This is a genomic window from Bradyrhizobium sp. SYSU BS000235, assembly GCF_049747295.1.
Classification (GTDB): Bacteria; Pseudomonadota; Alphaproteobacteria; order Rhizobiales; family Xanthobacteraceae; genus Afipia.
Window position 1 is genome coordinate 2,927,309 of sequence record NZ_JBMHJM010000001.1, and the last position, 18,600, is coordinate 2,945,908.

Consider the following 18,600-nt stretch of genomic DNA (forward strand, 5'->3'; position numbering starts at 1 on the left):
TCAGTGTCATGGTTGCTCCGCAATCTGGACAGCTCAGAATGTTGAGCAGGATCGAGCCGCGTGGAGCGGCTGGAAGGTTGTCGCTGGGCATTGTCGTCTCAGGAATTGGCCCATTATATTGCCGTGCAATAAGGAATTTCGTGTTGAGAAGTTCCAACAGGTAGGTGGGATCATTGCATGTGCTTGTCATCCCTTATTAGTTTAGCACCGCGGTAGGAGGGAACCGACCCCTGAGTCGGCACGACATCCGCTAGGCCGTCCGGCCATGCTCCCGGGCGGCCTTTCTCATGGGTGACGGCATCTTGGCTGAGGACCGCACAACCTTCGCTCTTAGAATTGCTGCCGGAAAGCGCGTAAACAATGCGCGGCAGGGAATGGCTGCCTTGCTGACGTTCGCGGTCTCGAAATCTCCCGCGTAGTTGCTCAAATCGAGCGTCGCATCGATGGATTCGTATGGCCATGCCCGTCCATGGTCACTGAATTTTGCGAGGCGCCTGCCGACGGCAACAATAACGGCGTCTGATTTCGATCGGCGGGCGAAGGCGATGACATGCTCCTTGTCAGGGCCGCTGACCGCGATGGGGTCATAGTCACCGTCAGTGAAAACATCCTGCAGCGCGTGACGCATCATGAGGAGCGCCCGTGTCCACGCAAGCTTGATGCGGCCATCCGACCAGTTCTGGATCAAACTTTCCCAGTTCGGATTTTCGATCGCCGTCAATGCGGCTTGGCGAGCGGCGAAATCAACCGGCCGTCGATTATCGGGATCGACCAGCGAGAAATCCCAGAATTCCGTTCCTTGATAGAAATCCGGGACGCCCGGCATCATTGCTTTCAAGGTGATTTGGGAGAGCGAATTCAATGCGCCGAGCAGCGAGGTCCGGTGAATAAATGCCTTGATGGATTCAATAAACTCCGCTGAGCGGGATCTGTCGAGGATGGCTTCGATAAAGCGCTCCAGCGCAGTCTCATAATGTGCATTCGGATTGAGCCAACTGGTTTCCAGTTTGGCTTCACGCGCCGCCTTGATCGCGTACGCTTTCATCCGGTCGACGAACGAATTGTCCAATACATCGGGCCAGGCGCCGATCAATGCTTGATACAGCATGTATTCGAACGCGAGCGAAGGGCTGCGCATGTCGCGGTCGGATGTCACGTGACGGGCGTTCATTGCCTTCCAGCGCCCCACCATGCTTGCCCATTCGTCTGCCAGTTCAGGTAACGCCAGCAGCCGTGTCCGTGCATCTTCGCCGCGCTTCGTGTCGTGGGTCGCCGTAGCAGTCATGCCGTGAGGTCGCGTATGAGCTCTCTCACCCATCATGACGTGAAAGGCGTCCACCGAAAGGCCCTGTGCTGCTGCGTCGCCGCCAACCTCATTGAGCGCCAGCAGCCGATGGAAACGATAGAAGGCGGTATCTTCCAGAGATTTCGCCATCATCGGTCCGGTGAACTGCTGCAGCTTCAGGCCGAAGCGGCGGATGCGTGGTTTCCCGGGCGCCACACGGTCGGCTTTCGTCAGATCGAGCGTCAGTGCGTCACGCAGGAAATCGAAAATGCCTTCATCTGCGCCGAACCAGTCTTCGCGTGCCCTCTCGATGGTACGATTGATCAGTTCGCGGTCGGTGGTAGATGGACCCGTCGCCGTCATGTAGGTGCGGTAGACCGGGAAATGCATCACGTAGAGCTCGAACGCCTGCCGCAGGCTGTCGGCGGAAAAGTCGCGGGTCGAGTAGTGTCCGCCGGCAATGCGGGCGAGCAGACGGGACAGCACCGTGAATTCGCTGGCCAGCAACGTTTCGAGCACGCGGCGCTTGGACTCTTCCAGCACCGGCGCAAGCCTTGGCGGAATATTGCTCGCCTGCCGCCAGACCTCGTCCAGATGATCCATGCCATGAGAGTCAAGCAGGACCTGGGTGATGGCATTGAGCCATTCGTAGCCCGTGGTGCCGTGAACGCCTTGCAGACTGGGGAGCTTCTCATGCTCGCCGAGAATCTTCTCAATGAGGAGATAGAACGGCTGGCGTGAGTGTCCGCGCGCCTCTCGAATGAGTCGTGTCAGCCGCTGACAGTACTGAACAGGATCGCGCAGGCCGTCGATATGATCGAGCCGCAGTCCCTGCAACTTGTCTTCGGCGATCAGCCGCTTCACCAGGCCGTGAATGCCATCGAACGTCTTCTGGTCTTCAACACGCAGGCCCGCCAGGCTGTTGACGTCGAAGAAGCGCCGGTAGTTGATTTCGCTGGTCGCCAGCCGCCAGTGGGCTAGCCTGTAATGTTGCCGCTCCAGCAGCGAATGAAGCGCCTTTGTCTGCGTGTCGCGATCGGGGCCGGCGCGATAGGCATTCAACCCGCGTTCGATCATTGAATGAACGGCGGGATCGCTCGCCAGTGCCGCCTTGAGTTGTGGCGCCTCGGACCTGCTCGGGCGATGCAACCCGGTGTAACGCGCCGCGAGGTCGAGAATCTTTTGGCCGGCTTCGGTTGTTGCAGGACTGCCGTCTGCTTCCGCGACGATCACGCGGAGCATCTCACTGTAACGTTCTGGTGCGATCGGCAGCTGATGTTCATAGTACCAGGCTGAAAAGCTGCTCTCCTGCGGATCGAACCGGAGTTCGATCTGTCCCTGCTCAAGCGCCTCGCCGTAGGAGGAGCCGAGAATAGGCAGAAGCACTCCGCCCTTCACCCGGTAAGGCAGCGTGTCCCAGTCGATGTCGAAGGATGCGGCATGAGGGGAGGCCGGTCCCCATTCAAGCACGTCCAGCCACCACGCATTGTCAGCAAAGTGCACGCCCATATGATTGGGCACAAAATCGAGAATGAGGCCGAGATCGTTGGCCTTCAAAGCCGCACTGAGCCGATTGAAGGCGTCTTCGCCACCAAGCTCCGGATTGAGCGCGTTGTGGTCGATGATATCGTAGCCGTGGGTGCTGCCGCTTCGCGCCTTCAGAAATGGAGATGCGTAAAGATGCGTGATGCCCAGCTGCTTGAGATACGGGACGATCTTCGCGGCCTCATCGAAATTGAACTCCGATGTGAGCTGGACGCGATAGGTCGCGAGTGGAATAGGCCGGGGCATCAGCGCTCTCCCAGGTCCCAAACGACGGCCCATGGGGCGAGTTCGTCGCGCGGTATTTCTCCCCAGATTGGACGTCGCGCCTGATAAGAGGCCGGGATGGCGGCAACGCCGTCGGACAGATTGGCGATCAGTTGCAGCGTCGCACCGTCTCCCAAGGTCCAGTGTGCGAGAAGCAGCCCATCGTCATTGACGCTGGCGTCGCCGAAGCGGCTGCCGTCGAGACGCGGTGTGATCTCGGCATGCCGATTTGCAAGCAGCTTGCCGACCAGCGTTAAGCGGGCATGATGAACGGGCTGGTTGCGTTCGCTCCAGTCGAGCTGAGCCAACCTGAATGTCGCCTCGCTCAAGGGATCTGGAATCTCGTCGCCATATTTTTCATAGGCCGATCTGAACTCCGTTCGGCGTCCTTGCCGCACGGCTCCCGCAAGATCTCCGCGGAAATCACAAAAAAACGGAAACGGCGATGTCGTGCCCCATTCCTCACCCATGAACATCATGGGCGGCATGGGCGAGAGCAGGGTGATCGCTAACGCGGCTTCAATGGCCGCGAAGTTGGCTGTCGCTTCCAGGCGATCACCCAGCGGGCGATTGCCGATCTGGTCGTGATTTTGGAGGAAGTTGACGAAGGCGAGTGGAGATAGATCGCCGCTCGGCTCGCCGCGCAAGACGCCATCGCGATGCGCGGATGCCTCGCCTTGATAGGCAAATCCGGATCGCAGGGCCCGCGCAATGCTGGAGCGCGGTGTGGGATAATCACCGTAATAGCCACCGGCCTCTCCTGTCAGCAACACGTGCCAGGCGTGGTGATAGTCGTCATTCCACTGAGCGCGGTATTTTCCGTTCGGTGGATTGGTAACGGGATCGAGAAGAGTGGCACTGTTGTCGTCGTTCTCGAGAACGAGGTGGATCTGACGCCCGCTGGCTTTGGCGAACTCGCCGACGGCGCGGCTGAGATCGTTGAGGATGTGCATGTCGCCCATCTCGGCGATGGCGTGGACGGCATCGAGCCGAAGGCCGTCGAAGCGATAATTGTTCAACCAATGAAGCGCGTTGCCGATGGCAAACTGGCGAACCTCCGGGATGCGATAATCGATCGCGTTGCCCCATGGGGTCTGGGACTCTGAGAAGAACGTCGGCGCATATCGGCCTAGAAAATTCCCTTCCGGGCCGAAGTGATTGTAAACCACATCGAGAAAGACCATCAGGCCGCGCAGATGGGCCTCGTCGATCAGCGCTTTGAGATCGTCAGGCCGGCCGTAACTGCTGTCGGGCGCATACCACAACACCCCGTCATAGCCCCAGTTTCTGCGGCCGGGAAAATCGGCCAGCGGCATCAACTCCAGCGCCGTGAAACCCGTTGCGACCAGATGATCGAGCTTCTCGATCATCGCGCGATAAGTGCCTTGCGGCGTGAACGTACCCACGTGAGTTTCGAGGAGGACGGTGTCTTGCCACGGACGCCCGCGCCAGTCGTCAGCACGCCAGCGATACGCGGCGTGGTCGATGACTTCGCTTGGGCCGGCGACATCGGCCGGCTGAAAGTGAGATGCGGGATCGGGGACGTCCAGTTCGCCATCGATCCGAAATTGATAACGCGTGCCGCCTTTCGCACCGGAGACATGGGTGGAAAACCACCCGGCATCGTCTCTTTGCATCGCATGGAGACCGTCGATCATCACATCGACGGTCTTCGCAGCCGGTGCCCACAGTGAAAATGTGATACCGTCTTCGGTCAGCCTGGGTTCGAAACGATGGGCATTCATGTCGCCCCCGCGAAGGCAAGGACGGACCGGGCCGGGGCTTCCTGCGTAATGCCGGATTGGCAAGACGCGCTGTCCTGTTCCGTCTTTGTGGTGTCGAGCAGGCGGGTCCACTCTTTGTATTCGGGCAGCTTCGGCAACGTGAACTCAATGGCTTCCGGTGCAGCGTTGAGCACGACGAAAAGCGGCGGATCGTTGTCTTCGACAGGCCCGAGCACGTAGGACAGGAAACGCCCCTCAGGGAAATTCCAGTCCTGATCAGTCATCTCGGCGGCGCTTGGCGTGAGCCACAAGACGCCGTAAGAGCCGTCTTGCCGCCGTCCGTCGAGCCAGTGCTGGGACTTGATTTGCGGAAAGCGATTGCGAAGAGCCGTCATGTGACCGATGAATTCGGTGAGATCTTCGCCGTCCTGACCAAGGCCGTCCCATCTGACCCAGCCGACTTCATTGTCCTGACAATAAGCGTTGTTGTTGCCGTCCTGACTGTTTCCGACTTCATCGCCGGCAAGAATCAACGGCACGCCCTGAGCCAGCAGCAGACAGGCGAGCTGGTTTTTTCGCAGCTGACGACGCAACGCCATGATTGCCGGATCATCGGTCGGGCCTTCATGGCCGCAATTGTTGCTGTTGTTGTCATTGGAGCCGTCGCGATTGTCTTCGCCGTTGGCTTCGTTGTGCTTCTCGTTGTAGCTGAACAGGTCCGCCAGCGTGAAACCATCATGCACAGTGATGTGATTGATGCTCGCGCGCGGTGTCCGTCCGTCATGGTTGAACGTATCGGACGAACCGGTCATGCGTGCGCCGACATCGCCGATGAGATGTCCTTCGCCGGACCAATAACGTCGGAGTGTCGAGCGGTATTTGTCGTTCCATTCCGACCATTGTGACGGAAACGCCCCGACCTGGTAGCCACCCAAGCCAACGTCCCAAGGCTCGGCGACGAGCTTGGCGGATGCCAGCACAGGGTCCTGGCGCACCGCATTCAGGAACGAATGACCGCGGTCAAAGCCGTTGGGACCGCGTGCGAGTGTTGTGGCGAGATCAAAGCGGAAGCCGTCGACGTGGCAAACCTCGACCCAGTAGCGCAGCGAATCCATCACCATCTGCAGGACGCGCGGATGGGTCAGGTTGAGCGAATTCCCGGTGCCGGTGAAATCGTCGTAGAAGCGCGGATTATCCGGCTTCAGCCAGTAGTAGGACGCATTGTCGATGCCGCGAAACGATAATGTCGGCCCCATATGGTTGCCCTCGGCCGTGTGGTTGTAGACCACGTCGAGCATGACCTCGATGCCTGCGTCGTGAAGGCGCGCCACGGTGGTTCGGAAAACGTCGAGCGGGTTGTCAGCGGCGTAGCGGGTTTCGGGGGCGAAGAAGGCGATGGAATTGTAGCCCCAGTAGTTGACGAGTTTCTTCTCGACAAGCTGCCGATCATCGATGAAGCCGTGGATGGGGAGCAGTTCGAGCGTGGTGATGCCGAGGCGCTTGAAGTGATCGATCATGGCCGGCGAACACAAGCCGCGAAAGGTCCCGCGCATCCCGGGCGCCATATCCTGACGCGTCTGGGTCAATCCCTTTGCGTGCGCTTCATAGATAATCGTATCTTCCCATGGCACATGGGGACGGTTCTCTCGACGGCCCCAGTTGAACGTTTCGTCGACAACAACGGCCTTCGGCATGCCGCGGGCGTTGTCGCGGCGATCGAACGAGAGATCTTCACGGGAGCTGCCGGTGCGATACGCGAAATGTGCGTCGCTCCACACCAGCCGGCCGGCGAGCCGTTTTGCATAAGGGTCTAGCAGCAGCTTGTTGGCGTTGAAGCGATGACCCTGTTCCGGCGTGTACGGGCCGTAAACGCGATATCCGTAGAGCTGTCCGGGGGAGATATCGTTGAGATAGCCATGCCAGACGTCTTCCGTGCGTTCCGGCAGATCCAGACGCTCGATCTCGCGGCGGCCCTGGCTGTCGAACAGGCAAAGTTGCACCCTCTCTGCGTTGACAGAAAAAAGTGCGAAGTTCGTGCCGCGCCCGTCCCAGGTTGCTCCGAGACGATGGTTCGTGCCAGCAGACAAGCGACGCATATCACATGTCCGGTACGAGGAAGATTGCGGCAAGCGGAGGCACCGTCAGATCGAGATAGGGGACGGGGCCCTCCAGTGTTTTGATCTGGCCGACATTTCCGACATTGGTGCCGCCATAGTGCGAGGAATCCGAATTGAAGACCTCACGCCAGTGACCGGGGAAGGGGACTTTGACACGATAGTCGTGATAGACGCTTGGCGAGAAATTCACGGCGATCAGACAGCGATCACGCGCGGCATTGCCTTTGCGTATCCAGACGAAGACGTTGCGGTCCGCATCGTCAGTGACGACCCATTCGAAGCCCGCCGGATCGCAGTCGAGTTCGTGAAGCGCCGGCAGTGTGCGATATAGATTGTTGAGGTCGCGGATCACTGACTGGATACCGCGGTGCTTAGGCTGGCCCAGCAGATGCCAATCGAGAGAGTGATCGTGATTCCACTCCCGCTCCTGGCCGAATTCGCTGCCCATGAACAGCAGCTTCTTGCCTGGATGGCCGAACATGAAAGCGTAATAGGCGCGCAGATTGGCGAAGCGCTGCCAGTCATCGCCGGGCATGCGGCCGAGGATAGAGCGTTTGCCGTGCACCACTTCATCGTGCGAGAGCGGCAGGATGAAGTTTTCGGAGAAGGCGTAATGCAGGCCGAACAGGATTTGGTCGTGATGGTATCGGCGATGGATGGGATCCTTGCTGACGTAGTTCAGCGTGTCGTGCATCCAACCCATATTCCACTTATAGCCGAATCCGAGACCGCCGAATTCAACGGGGCGGGAGACTTGTGGCCATGCGGTCGATTCTTCGGCCGCGGTGGTCGCATTCGGAAATTTCGCGAAAACTTCGGTATTGAACCGTCGCAAAAATTCGATGGCCTCGATGTTTTCACGGCCGCCGTATTTATTTGGAATCCATCCACCGGCAGGCCGGCTGTAATCGAGGTAGAGCATTGAGGCGACGGCGTCGACACGCAGGCCATCGATCCCGTAACGCTCAAGCCAGAACAGGGCGTTGGAGACGAGGAAGTTGACAACTTCGGTTCGTCCGTAGTTGTAGATCAGCGTTCCCCAATCGAGATGTCGCCCTTGCAGCGGATTGGCGTGCTCGTAGAGCGCGGTGCCGTCGAACATGGCGAGACCGTGTGGATCGTCAGGGAAATGCCCGGGCACCCAATCGAGTAGAATTGCCAATCCTTCCTTGTGGCAGGCGTCCACAAGTGCGGCGAAGTCTTCCGGCTTTCCGAACCGGCTTGTTGGAGCAAAGAGACCTGTCGGCTGATAGCCCCAGGAGCCATCGAAGGGATGCTCGCTGACCGGCAGGAATTCGATATGGGTGAAGCCAAGATCACGGACGTATTGCGGCAGTGTCTCCGCGAGTTCGCGGTAGGTCAGCCAGTGATTACCTTCCTTCTTGCGCCACGATCCGAGATGAACCTCGTAGATCGACATCGGTGCGCTGAGTCTGTTTGGTTGCCCGGCAATGGGAAACGGCGGAGGCAGCCGCGCTTCGTCGATGACGACCGATGCCGTATTCGGGCGCATCTCAGTCGCGAACGCGAGCGGATCCGCCTTCAGCGGCAAGCGCTGATTGTTTGGTCCGACAATGTCGAACTTGTAGCAATCGCCCGCGGTGACACCTGGAATGAAGATCTCCCAGTAGCCCTGTCCGCGAACGCGCATAGCGTGACGGCGGTTGTCCCAGAAATTGAAATCACCGACGACGCTGACGCGTTTGGCATTCGGCGCGAATACCACGAACGCGACGCCGCGAACGCCGTCGAGCGTCATCATATGCGCGCCGAGCTTATCGTAGAGCCGCTGGTGGTTGCCTTCGCCAAGCAGATAGAGATCGAAATCTGTCAGGATTGGAGGGAAGTCGTACGGATCGTAAAGCTCCACGACGTTCTCACCGAAAGTTGCGCGCAGCTTGTAGCGCTTAGATGGACCTGGAGCCGGCCCGATAAACAGGCCCGCGTCGTGCACCTTCTCCAGTACTGCGCTTTCTCCGCTTTCCTCGACGGCTTCCACAAGCGACGCGTTGGGCAGAAATGCACGAACGACCGATTTGTTGTTCTCAACGTGGAGGCCGAGATAATGAAATGGATCGGAATGGCGGCCTTCAAGGATCGCATAAGCCTCTGCCGGAAGTTTCGTCATACGGTCTCGTCTCCGGAAGCAAGAATGCGCAGCGCGCCGTTGAGCGGCACGCGCAGCCATTCGGGACGATGCGACAATTCGTATTCGATTTCGTAGAAGACCTTCTCCACCAGGAAGAAATTGAGCAATCGCGTGGCAGCTGCTGCATCCGTAGGCCAGAGCCGCTCGTCGCTCAGATTTTCATGATAGGCTGAAAGAAATTCCGCGACCGCATTCGTTCGCCATATCTCAAGGCCGGCTGCAAGTTGCCCGGTTTCATCGGCAGTGACCTGCAGGGCGCGTTCATAGGCAGCCGCAGTGGAATAGTCGATGGAGCGGATCAGCCCTGCGATATCGCGAGCGGCAGGCGCCTTACGGCGGCGTTCCACCAGCGAGCGCCGCGGTTCGCCCTCGAAGTCGATAATGAAGATATCGTCTTTCACGATCAGCAACTGACCGAGATGAAGATCGCCATGATGGCGAATGTTCAACCCATGCAGGTCGCGCGGCAGAAGACCCTCAAGGAACCTTGAAAGGCCGTCCTGATGTTTCATCAACTCGTCGATCAAAACACGATCGGCGTCTTTCGCTGCTTTGCCGAGGAACTGTAATCCAGAAAAAACACGCTCGGCACAGGCCATGATATTGCTGATCCACCGATCGACATCTTCAGTCGTGATGGCTTCGGGCCTGAATGCATCAATGTCATCGCGGCTCGCCAGCGCGACCTGCATCTCTGCCACACGCTTGCCGGTTTGCTGCATGTAACGGGCATAGGCATTCTGCTCTTCGCTCTCCGGGGCCTGATCGCTGCCGCTGAGGAGCCGCTGCTCATCAACGTATCGGTCCAGATAGCCGGACGTCAGGACCCAACCATCGCCTTGATTGGAAACAAACGAGTGAACGATCGCGAGCGCGCTTCGGGCCTCGCCCTCCACCACTTCGACCGAGCCAAGCAAAGCGGGTGTGTTGGCGAAATTGGTGATGTCCGTCAGGAATCGGCCCATCTCGATTTCCGGATTGGGGCCTGCTTCGAGCTTCCGGTACAGCTTCACGACGAAGGTTTCGTCCACCAGCGTGGTGCTGTTGGATTGCTCGGTTTCGACCGGATGAACCGATTCAAACGGAGTATCGGGAATCGTCGCCAGCCGTTCGCTGGCATGAAATTCGAGACTTCTGCCATGTTCGGTGATCCTATCCGACAGCCGTACATCGGCGAGGAGCTGCTTGATGAAATCCCTGTCGGTCGCAACATCGAACAACGTTCCCTCACGCGAGGCTTGCCTGACGGCGGCCAGCGCCCTTGGGTTATAGCGCTCGCGGTCAAATCGCACCCAATCGATACGGATCGGCATCGCGTAGCGCGTCATCTTTCCGTTTTGCTCGGTTTCGAAGATGGTGAGCCATGGCCGGGATTCGCCTTCGTGAGCGAATGGAATGGCAGCGGTCACCTTTGTGGTGATTGCGGCAGCTGAGCGCTGTGGAAACCAGCGGGTCCGTGCGAGATATGCAGGCAACACATCCCGTTCGAAAATCATCCGCGTGCGGCTGAGCGTCATCCATGTCGAATTATGCGGGACGACCAGAGTTTCGAACTCCGGCACCGGCATATGCTGCTCGGGAGAGGTCGGCGGCTTTTCGGTCAGCCTGAACCAATAGAAGCCATAAGGCGAGAGCGTTACCAGATACGGCAGCTCGCCGATGGGCGGGAAATTGGTCCGGCCCAGCATCTCCTGCGGGACGCGCTCTTTCCACTGCGCGAGGTCCAGTTCGGTCGCCTGCGCGGAACGGGACAGATTGGCGACGCAGAGGATCACGTCGTCTTCATACTGCCTGACATAGGCGAGAACGGACCGGTTGGAGGGGCGGATAAACGTGATGGTGCCACGGCCGAACGCAAGGCTGGATTTGCGGACCGAGATGAGACGCTTGGTCCAGCTCAGGAGCGAGGACAGGCTTCGCGACTGCGCTTCGACGTTGACGGACTCATAGCCATAAACGGGGTCCATGATGAGCGGGGCATAAAGCCGTGCCGGGTCGGCGCGTGAGAAGCCGCCGTTGCGGTCCGGCGTCCATTGCATCGGCGTGCGCACGCCATTGCGGTCACCGAGATAGATGTTGTCTCCCATCCCGATTTCGTCGCCGTAGTAAATGATCGGCGTGCCCGGAAACGAGAGGAGCAGGGAGTTCATCAGCTCGATTTTGCGCCGGTCGTTGTCCATCAGCGGCGCAAGCCGGCGGCGAATGCCGACATTGATCCGCGCGCGTGGATCGTTGGCGTAGGTCGACCACAGGTAATCCCGCTCCACGTCGGTCACCATTTCGAGCGTCAGCTCGTCGTGGTTGCGCAGGAACAGCGCCCATTGGCAATTTGCGGGAACGTCGGGAGTCTGTCGCAGGATGTCCGTGACCGGAAAGCGGTCTTCCTGCGCGATGGCCATGTAAAAGCGTGGCATCAGCGGAAAGTGATAGGCCATGTGGCATTCGTCGCCGTCGCCGAAATATTCCTGCACGTCTTCCGGCCACTGGTTGGCTTCCGCCAGAAGCACCTTGCCCTTCGCGTAGGCGTCGAGCTCCGCGCGCAGTCTCTTGATGACCGCGTGCGTTTCCGGGAGGTTCTCGTTGTTGGTGCCTTCGCGTTCACAGAGATAGGGAATCGCGTCGAGCCGGAATCCATCGACACCGGCGTCCAGCCAGCGTTTCATCACCTGCACGACCGCACTGACCACGCGTGGGTTGTCGAAGTTGAGATCGGGCTGGTGAGAAAAGAAGCGATGCCAGTAGAACGCGCCGGCCTCTGGATCCCATGTCCAGTTCGATTTTTCGGTGTCGGTGAAAATGATCCGGGTGCCTTGGTATTTCTGGTCGGTATCGCTCCAGACGTACCAATTCCGCGCACTGGACGTCGGCGAACTGCGGCGCGCCCGCTTGAACCAATCGTGCTGATCGGAAGTGTGATTGACAACCAGCTCGATGATGACGCGCAAGCCGCGCCGTTTGGCTTCCGCAATGAAACGGCGGAAGTCTTTCATCGTGCCAAAGTCAGGATTGATCGCGCCGTAGTCCCCGATGTCGTAACCGTCGTCCCGACCCGGCGACGGAAAGAACGGCAACAGCCACAACGTCGTGACGCCAAGGTCCTGCAAGTAATCCAGCTTCTCGGTAAGACCGGCAAAATCACCGATGCCATCGTTGTTGCTGTCAGCGAAAGCCTTGACGTGCAACTGATAGATGATCGCGTCTTTGTACCAGAGCTCATTCTCGGTGGCTGTTGCTGCCATCTCGATTGGCGACATTACGTTCATGGCCGCACCTACACCAGACATCGGAAAAGCAGTGCCGGATCACGTTGCGGATCTATCCGCAGATGGACGCCGCCCCATTCGACGGCATGCCGTTCACCGGTGATGATATTCTCGAGTGCAGCGACCTGTTTCGCGTCCTGTGACGGACCAACCTGGATGGCCCCGGCCGGAAACCAGAATTCATGCGGATCGCGAGAGAGTGCGATCGCGGCCACAATGACGTTGCTGTTATCCGCGGAGCTCTTGGAAAACCCGATCACGTTCGGATCGTCGATATTCAGGAATTGCAGGCGTGCGGTCTGCTGCAAGGCCGGATTGGCCCGCCGGGCCATGTTCAGGTCCCGGATATAGGCCTTGATGTTGCCGGGGCTGTCCCAGTCTCGGACCTTGATCTCGTATTTCTCGGAGTTGAGATACTCTTCCTTCCCGGGAATGGGTTCGTGTTCGAGCAGCTCGAACCCGTTGTAGATGCCGTAAGTGCCGGACAGCGTTGCTGCCAGCGCCACGCGGGATTTGAACATCCACGGTTCGCCGCCTTGAAGATGAAACGGCAGGATGTCAGGCGTGTTGACGAAGAAATTCGGCCGATAATATTCACGCTCCGGATAGCCGGTGAGTTCGCGCAGATATTCCTCAAACTCCCATTTCTGCGTGCGCCACGTAAAGTAGGTATAGGATTGGGTGAAGCCGAGCTTCGCCAGCCCCTTCATCAGTTTCGGACGGGTGAACGCTTCAGCCAGGAAGATGACATCCGGGTCATGGGTCTGGATATCCTTGATCAGCCATTCCCAGAACGGAAACGGCTTGGTGTGCGGATTGTCGACGCGGAAGATGCGAACGCCGTGAGAGATCCAGAACTTGATCACATCGCGCAGCGCAGCCCAGAGCCCAGCCGCATCATCGCCATGAAAATCGGGATTGTGAATATCCTCGTATTTTTTTGGCGGATTTTCAGCGTAGCGGATGCTGCCGTCGGGACGCCGCTTGAACCAGTTGGGATGCTGCTTCAGCCAAGGATGATCGGGCGCGCACTGGACCGCGAAATCCAACGCGATCTCCATGTTCAGCGACTTTGCGGCTTCAACCAACGCGTGGAAGTCGTCGAACGTCCCAAGTTGGGGATGAATGGCGTCGTGGCCGCCTTCAGCGGCCCCGATCGCATACGGACTTCCGGGGGCGCCGGGTTCGGCCGTCAGTGAATTATTGCGCCCCTTGCGATTGACGCGGCCGATCGGATGGATCGGCGTGAAATAAACGACATCGAAGCCTAACGCGGCGATTTCCGGCAGGCGTGCGATACAGTCGCGGAATGTGCCATGCTGATCCGGCACGGTGCCCTGGCTGCGAGGAATCATTTCGTACCACGCGCCAGACACAGCGCGTTGCCGATCAACGACCAGTGGAAACGAGTTCGACACAGTGCAATCGATCCGGATCTGACTCCGCGACATTGCGTGAAGGACGTTTTCGTCAAGCAACGACGTAACATCGCCGCTTTCCAGAAACTTCTCGCAAGCTGCGGTCAGCACACTGGCCGCTTCCCGGTCTGTGGGACGGCCCTTGGTCATCATCGCGGCGCCTTCGAGTGCGTCGAGCGCAATATCTTGACCGGCATTTCTCTTCAGCATCGCGCCATGCCGCCATGTCGCGAATTCATCCATCCACGCTTCAATGGCGTAAACGTAGCGTCCAGGTTTGATCGGCCGGAATGTCCCGGTCCACCGGTCGTTGCCGTTGTGGGTCATTGGCTCGCGAGTCCACTCCGCCTCGCTCTCCAGACGCCAGATCAATTCGGCTGCAACGACATCGTGGCCGTCTTTATAGATGTCGGCCCAGACATCGATCGTTTCGCCTGCCACGCGTTTGACGGGAAATCGTCCGCAATCAACAATCGGATAGATGTCTTCGATGTGAAACGCGCCAGCACCGATCTGCGGAATATTTGGTAAATCACGTTGTCTCACGGGCGGCGATACCGACATTGCTTCCCCATCTCTCAATGCAGGAGAGAACCCATATCTAAGAAGTGGTTTGTGGCGATTTTGTTCCCTCGGAACTGTTTGTGTGAAAACGCGTTGCCTCAATCGCGTCAAAAACAGTGGGAAGGCGGGGTTGAAAGATGGACGTGCTTTCAAAAGCAGCGCAGTTGGGGATTGAGACGTCTTTCATCGATGCAACGGGCCAGCATCGCACCATCGATCCTTCGGCGCTTCAGATGCTTCTCGAGGCGGTCCCTGATTCGCCGCATCGTCGTTTGCTGCCTGATGCCGTCATATGCCGACATTCGCGGGGCTGCTCGTCAGTTGCGATAGCCGAAGCGGCGCCGATCAAATGGCAAATTGCGGATGGTCGCGGCGCGGCGATTGCCGAAGGCACGTCACACGATCAGCATGTGAATCTTCCGCCGATCACGGAGGGCGTCTATTGCCTTCGCGCCGTCGACGCGAACGGAAGTGAAGAGCAGACGAATCTGATTTCGGCTCCCGAACGCGCCTTTTCAGGTGACTTTGATCGCGTCTGGATTCTCGCCGTTCAATTATATGGCGTGAGATCGGCCCAGAACTGGGGCATTGGCGATTTTACGGATCTGGAAGCGCTGATCGTCTGGGCGGCGCAGTCAGGCGCTGCGGGGATCGGGCTTAATCCATTGCATGCGCTGTTCGACGATCATCCCCGGGACTGCAGCCCCTATTCGCCGAACAGCCGGCTGTTTTTGAACTCACTCTATATCGATGTGAACCGTCTGCCCGAGCTTCCTCAAGAATTCGCAGCGGAGCATGCTGCATTGATCGAAGCGGCGCGGTCTGCTGAGTTCGTCGACTACCAAGCTGTGGCCGATCTTAAAATGGCGGCGTTGCGTCAGGCGTTCGAAATCTTCAAATCGAGAACGACTTTGAGGCGGAAGACGAGCTTTGAGGAGTTTCGCCGCGATGGTGGCGCGCTGTTGTCTCGGTTTGCGTGCTTCGAGGTCCTGCGCAGGAAGTTCTCAAGTCCATGGTGGGATTGGCCGGACCATTGTTTGTCTCCAAATCACGACGCGCTCAACGAGCTGCGCACTGGTCCTGATGGACTTGAGGTCGAATTCATCGAGTTCGTACAATGGTGCGCCGATGAGCAACTGAAAGCTTGCCGGGATTTGGCGCGCCGGCTGAACTTGCCGGTCGGGCTTTATCTCGACGTTGCTGTGGGCGTCAAAGCCGATGGTTTCGATGCGTGGAATGAGCAGATTGCCATCTCGCACCGCTTGTCGGTTGGAGCCCCGCCGGATTTGCTGAACACGGCGGGACAGGATTGGGGGCTCGCCGGATTCAATGCATCCGGATTGGCGTTGCGATCGTACGAGCCCTTCCGCGCGGTGCTGCGTGCATCGATGCGCTATGCGGGGGCGATCCGCCTTGATCACGTTCTCGGGCTGAACCGGCTCTATCTCGTTCCGTCTGGATACCTGCCCAGCCAGGGTGCCTATGTTCAGATGCCGTTCGAAGCGCTGCTGGCCGTGGCCGCGCTGGAAAGCGTCCATCACCGATGTGTGGTGGTCGGCGAAGATCTGGGCACGGTGCCCGATGGTTTCAGGGAGCGGCTGCTGGATTGGGGGATCTGGTCTTATCGCGTGATGATGTTCGAGCGTGGATACGATGGCTCGTTCCTACCCGTCGATCACTATCCGCAAGATTCCATGGTGACGTTCAACACACACGATCTGCCGACCTTCGCCGGCTGGCGATCGGGACACGATATTGATCTGAAGCATGCCTTGGGACTCGACCCGGGAGAGACACGAGACGCCAGAGCTTATGCGACGAACATGCTGGCGCGCGCGCTGAATGGCGCGCAGCACGGCGAGCCGGGTTTTTATTCTGCTCTGGATTATCTGGCGCGCACGAAGTCTCGCATTCTTGGTGTCGAGATCGAGGATCTTCTTGGCGTCATCGATCAGCCGAATATTCCCGGAACGATCAATGAGCATCCAAACTGGCGCCGCCGTCTGCCGGTCTCACTCGAAGAATGGTCGCAATTTATAGACGGCGAACGACTGAGCACTGCCATGAAGGACAGGGCAATCACGCGCAAGGAATAGCGACGCGCGTAGAGGGGAACAAAATACCATTTGAGAGGTCATACATCTGAGGGCGGTTGTTGACCGCAACATGGAGGCTTCAGATGTCAATCGGTACCATCATTCTGATCATTTTGATTATCGCCCTACTGGGCGGCTTCAGCGGCATCGGCGGTGGGCCGTTCTACGGCACAGGTTATTACGGCGGCGGCGGCCTTGGCCTAGTGATTGTTATTCTGCTGATTCTGATTTTGATGGGACGAATTTAGTTTGCTTCGAACTCCATTCGCCCCGCTTCGGCGGGGCGAATGATTTTATGGCATCTTTTCGCCGAGAAGTTCAGCTCAGAACTTTGTATTTCTTGAGCCAGGCTTGCATCTGAGTCCAGGCATCCTCTGCAGCTTCCTTGCGATAGCTTGGGCGGTAGTCGGCGTGGAAGCCATGCGGGGCGCCGGGGTAAATCTTGAATTCAGCAGTCTTGTTGGCCTTCGCAAGAGCAGCCTTCAGCTCTTCGACCTGCGCCACCGGGATGCCCTGGTCTGCTCCGCCATACAGGCCGAGAACCGGTGCCTTCATCTCGGGGGCCAACTGCATCGGACTTTTCGGCCAGAGAGGATTTGGCGCATCCACCGGCGGCCCATAGAAGGCCACGCCTGCTTTCAGCGCGCTGCTATGCGCGGCATATTCCCACACGGTCCGGCCACCACGGCAAAAGCCGACAATGCCGAGACGGTTCGTGTCTCCACCCTGCGATTTGGCCCACGCCACGGTGCTGTCGAGGTCCGACAGCAATTCCGAATCCGGCTTGGAATTGACCAGCGGAATGAGTTGGGACATTTCGGTGACCTTGGTGAGGTCGCCCTTGCGGAAATAGTAGTTCGGCGCGACGGCAAAGGCGCCCAGCTTGCCGAGCCGCCGTGTGACATCCTTGATGTATTCGTGAAGTCCGAAGATCTCCATGGCCACCAGCACCACGGGCGGATTCTTAGCGCCCGCCGGGCGCGCGAAGTAGGCCGGCATCTCGTCGCCTGCGAGTTTGATCTTAGCAGTGCCGACGTCGAGGCCATTGGTATCCGTGGTGATGACGTCGGCACGCACGGGACCGGCGGCCAGTGTGTAGCCTGCGGCAGCAGCGGCCGACGCGGTCATGAAGCCGCGGCGCGAGAGTGGTGCAGTCTTGGTCAACCCGACGATATCGGATGTGAGAATCGGTGCATCGGTCATGTATGTCTCCGTGCTGGTTGCGGCGTTGCTGAAGAATTGAATCGCCGGCGGAGAATCAACGTCTGGATCAAGCTCGCCAATTCACAATCCCTTGAAACGATGGATTTCAGCACGACGCGTGGAAACTTCCGCGTGGCTCAGCCTTGATCGTCATCACGGTGTCGTGGAAGGCGACGATGGAAGCTCCGCAAATCCCGGAGCAATCGTCGATACTCCTGATGAGAAGGATCAATATATGATGAGGCATTCATTCCGGCGGTTGGTGACCGCAGCGGTCGTCGCGCTTTCGATGGCGGCAATACCCTCCGTGCAAGCGCAAACGGTTTCCGCGCCGCAGGCCGGCAGTGCCGTCGCAACAGCCGATAATGCAATCCTGCTGACCGTGTTCTTGAAACACGATCAGTCGCGCCCGCTTGGCGAATTGAATGCGCAGCTTGCCAAGCAGGGATTCTACAAGGCGTTTCCACCTGCCGGCATGGAAGTGGTGAGTTGGACCGTCGCCATGGGGATCGGCCAGATCATTACACTCAAGCTTCCCGCGTCGCGCATTCGTGAAGTTAATCGTGTGCTGGAAGACACGGCCTGGGGAAGTTACCGGACTGAATTTTATCCGACCTATGACTACAAGGCGGTTGGCATGGCGGAGCATGAAAAGGCACTGAAGTGACGCATCGGGACTGAGCAATGAGCACTGCTCGCGGCCCAGGAACCGTGCTGCGGTTCTCGCGTTATTTGGGCAGGAGGACGAGCACCATGCGCACTTTTCTGGGATTGATACTCGGCTGTCTGCTGACGATTGCGGTCGTTTACATTCATGACTCGATGGCGACGTCGACGGTTGCCAGCGGCAATGCTGCGGGCACGTCGCGCCAGATCGTCAACTGGGACGTCGCTGCGACCGAGTGGGGACAGGTCAAGCAAAACGTCCACACCGCTTGGCTGAAGCTGACAGCCAACAATGGCTAGATGAAA

At 58.6% G+C, this 18,600-nt stretch carries 11 protein-coding genes; 4 read left to right on the plus strand and 7 right to left on the minus strand.

Going from position 1 to position 18,600, the window contains the following annotated elements; all coding sequences use genetic code 11:
* Positions 1-250: 250 nt before the first annotated feature.
* From treY to ACP0KA_RS13675, 6 genes are read right to left on the minus strand one after another with little or no spacing between them, the layout of a single operon-like run.
* Entirely contained in the window at positions 251-3,076 is a 2,826-nt protein-coding gene (gene treY / locus ACP0KA_RS13650; RefSeq protein WP_424629304.1) for a malto-oligosyltrehalose synthase, read from the minus strand.
* On the minus strand, positions 3,076-4,839 hold the full coding sequence (treZ, locus tag ACP0KA_RS13655) for a malto-oligosyltrehalose trehalohydrolase (protein WP_424629305.1): 1,764 nt from the start codon (positions 4,837-4,839) through the stop codon (positions 3,076-3,078). Before treZ ends, treY begins: the two co-directional genes overlap by 1 nt.
* Positions 4,836-6,914: a glycogen debranching protein GlgX gene (gene glgX, locus ACP0KA_RS13660; protein WP_424629306.1), complete on the minus strand. Its 2,079-nt coding sequence runs from the start codon at positions 6,912-6,914 to the stop codon at positions 4,836-4,838. Before glgX ends, treZ begins: the two co-directional genes overlap by 4 nt.
* A gap of 1 nt (position 6,915) precedes the next feature.
* Positions 6,916-9,063, minus strand: a complete 2,148-nt coding sequence (gene glgB / locus ACP0KA_RS13665; protein WP_424629307.1) for a 1,4-alpha-glucan branching protein GlgB — start codon at positions 9,061-9,063, stop codon at positions 6,916-6,918.
* Complete coding sequence (gene treS / locus ACP0KA_RS13670) at positions 9,060-12,347, minus strand: maltose alpha-D-glucosyltransferase (RefSeq protein ID WP_424629308.1); 3,288 nt, start codon at positions 12,345-12,347, stop codon at positions 9,060-9,062. Before treS ends, glgB begins: the two co-directional genes overlap by 4 nt.
* Positions 12,348-12,355: 8 nt before the next feature.
* Positions 12,356-14,329, minus strand: a complete 1,974-nt coding sequence (locus ACP0KA_RS13675) for an alpha-1,4-glucan--maltose-1-phosphate maltosyltransferase (protein WP_424629309.1) — start codon at positions 14,327-14,329, stop codon at positions 12,356-12,358.
* 137 nt (positions 14,330-14,466) lie between these two features.
* Here ACP0KA_RS13675 and malQ point away from each other — a divergent pair, with 137 nt between their 5' ends.
* Positions 14,467-16,425: a 4-alpha-glucanotransferase gene (malQ, locus tag ACP0KA_RS13680; protein WP_424629310.1), complete on the plus strand. Its 1,959-nt coding sequence runs from the start codon at positions 14,467-14,469 to the stop codon at positions 16,423-16,425.
* Positions 16,426-16,508: 83 nt separating this feature from the next.
* Positions 16,509-16,673, plus strand: a complete 165-nt coding sequence (locus ACP0KA_RS13685) for a DUF3309 family protein (RefSeq protein ID WP_009798696.1) — start codon at positions 16,509-16,511, stop codon at positions 16,671-16,673.
* 70 nt (positions 16,674-16,743) lie between these two features.
* Here the strand turns inward: ACP0KA_RS13685 and ACP0KA_RS13690 are convergent, their stop codons facing one another.
* A complete protein-coding gene (locus tag ACP0KA_RS13690; protein ID WP_424631594.1) occupies positions 16,744-17,553 on the minus strand; it encodes a dienelactone hydrolase family protein in 810 nt (269 codons plus the stop codon).
* Positions 17,554-17,866: 313 nt separating this feature from the next.
* On the opposite strand from ACP0KA_RS13690, the gene ACP0KA_RS13695 reads away from it, so the two are divergent.
* Positions 17,867-18,295, plus strand: coding sequence for a hypothetical protein (locus tag ACP0KA_RS13695; RefSeq protein ID WP_424629311.1), 429 nt, complete (start codon positions 17,867-17,869; stop codon positions 18,293-18,295).
* Positions 18,296-18,381: 86 nt separating this feature from the next.
* Entirely contained in the window at positions 18,382-18,594 is a 213-nt protein-coding gene (locus tag ACP0KA_RS13700) for a hypothetical protein (RefSeq protein WP_424629312.1), read from the plus strand.
* Positions 18,595-18,600 lie beyond the last annotated feature (6 nt).

Excerpts from the sequence above, each read along its gene's own strand:
- treY (WP_424629304.1), bottom strand. The coding sequence starts at position 3,076 with ATGCCCCGGCCTATTCCACTCGCGACCTATCGCGTCCAGCTCACATCG.
- treZ (WP_424629305.1), bottom strand. The coding sequence starts at position 4,839 with ATGAATGCCCATCGTTTCGAACCCAGGCTGACCGAAGACGGTATCACA.
- glgX (WP_424629306.1), bottom strand. The coding sequence starts at position 6,914 with ATGCGTCGCTTGTCTGCTGGCACGAACCATCGTCTCGGAGCAACCTGG.
- glgB (WP_424629307.1), bottom strand. The coding sequence starts at position 9,063 with ATGACGAAACTTCCGGCAGAGGCTTATGCGATCCTTGAAGGCCGCCAT.
- treS (WP_424629308.1), bottom strand. The coding sequence starts at position 12,347 with ATGAACGTAATGTCGCCAATCGAGATGGCAGCAACAGCCACCGAGAAT.
- ACP0KA_RS13675 (WP_424629309.1), bottom strand. The coding sequence starts at position 14,329 with ATGTCGGTATCGCCGCCCGTGAGACAACGTGATTTACCAAATATTCCG.
- malQ (WP_424629310.1), top strand. The coding sequence starts at position 14,467 with ATGGACGTGCTTTCAAAAGCAGCGCAGTTGGGGATTGAGACGTCTTTC.
- ACP0KA_RS13685 (WP_009798696.1), top strand. The coding sequence starts at position 16,509 with ATGTCAATCGGTACCATCATTCTGATCATTTTGATTATCGCCCTACTG.
- ACP0KA_RS13690 (WP_424631594.1), bottom strand. The coding sequence starts at position 17,553 with ATGACCGCGTCGGCCGCTGCTGCCGCAGGCTACACACTGGCCGCCGGT.
- ACP0KA_RS13695 (WP_424629311.1), top strand. The coding sequence starts at position 17,867 with ATGAGGCATTCATTCCGGCGGTTGGTGACCGCAGCGGTCGTCGCGCTT.
- ACP0KA_RS13700 (WP_424629312.1), top strand. The coding sequence starts at position 18,382 with ATGCGCACTTTTCTGGGATTGATACTCGGCTGTCTGCTGACGATTGCG.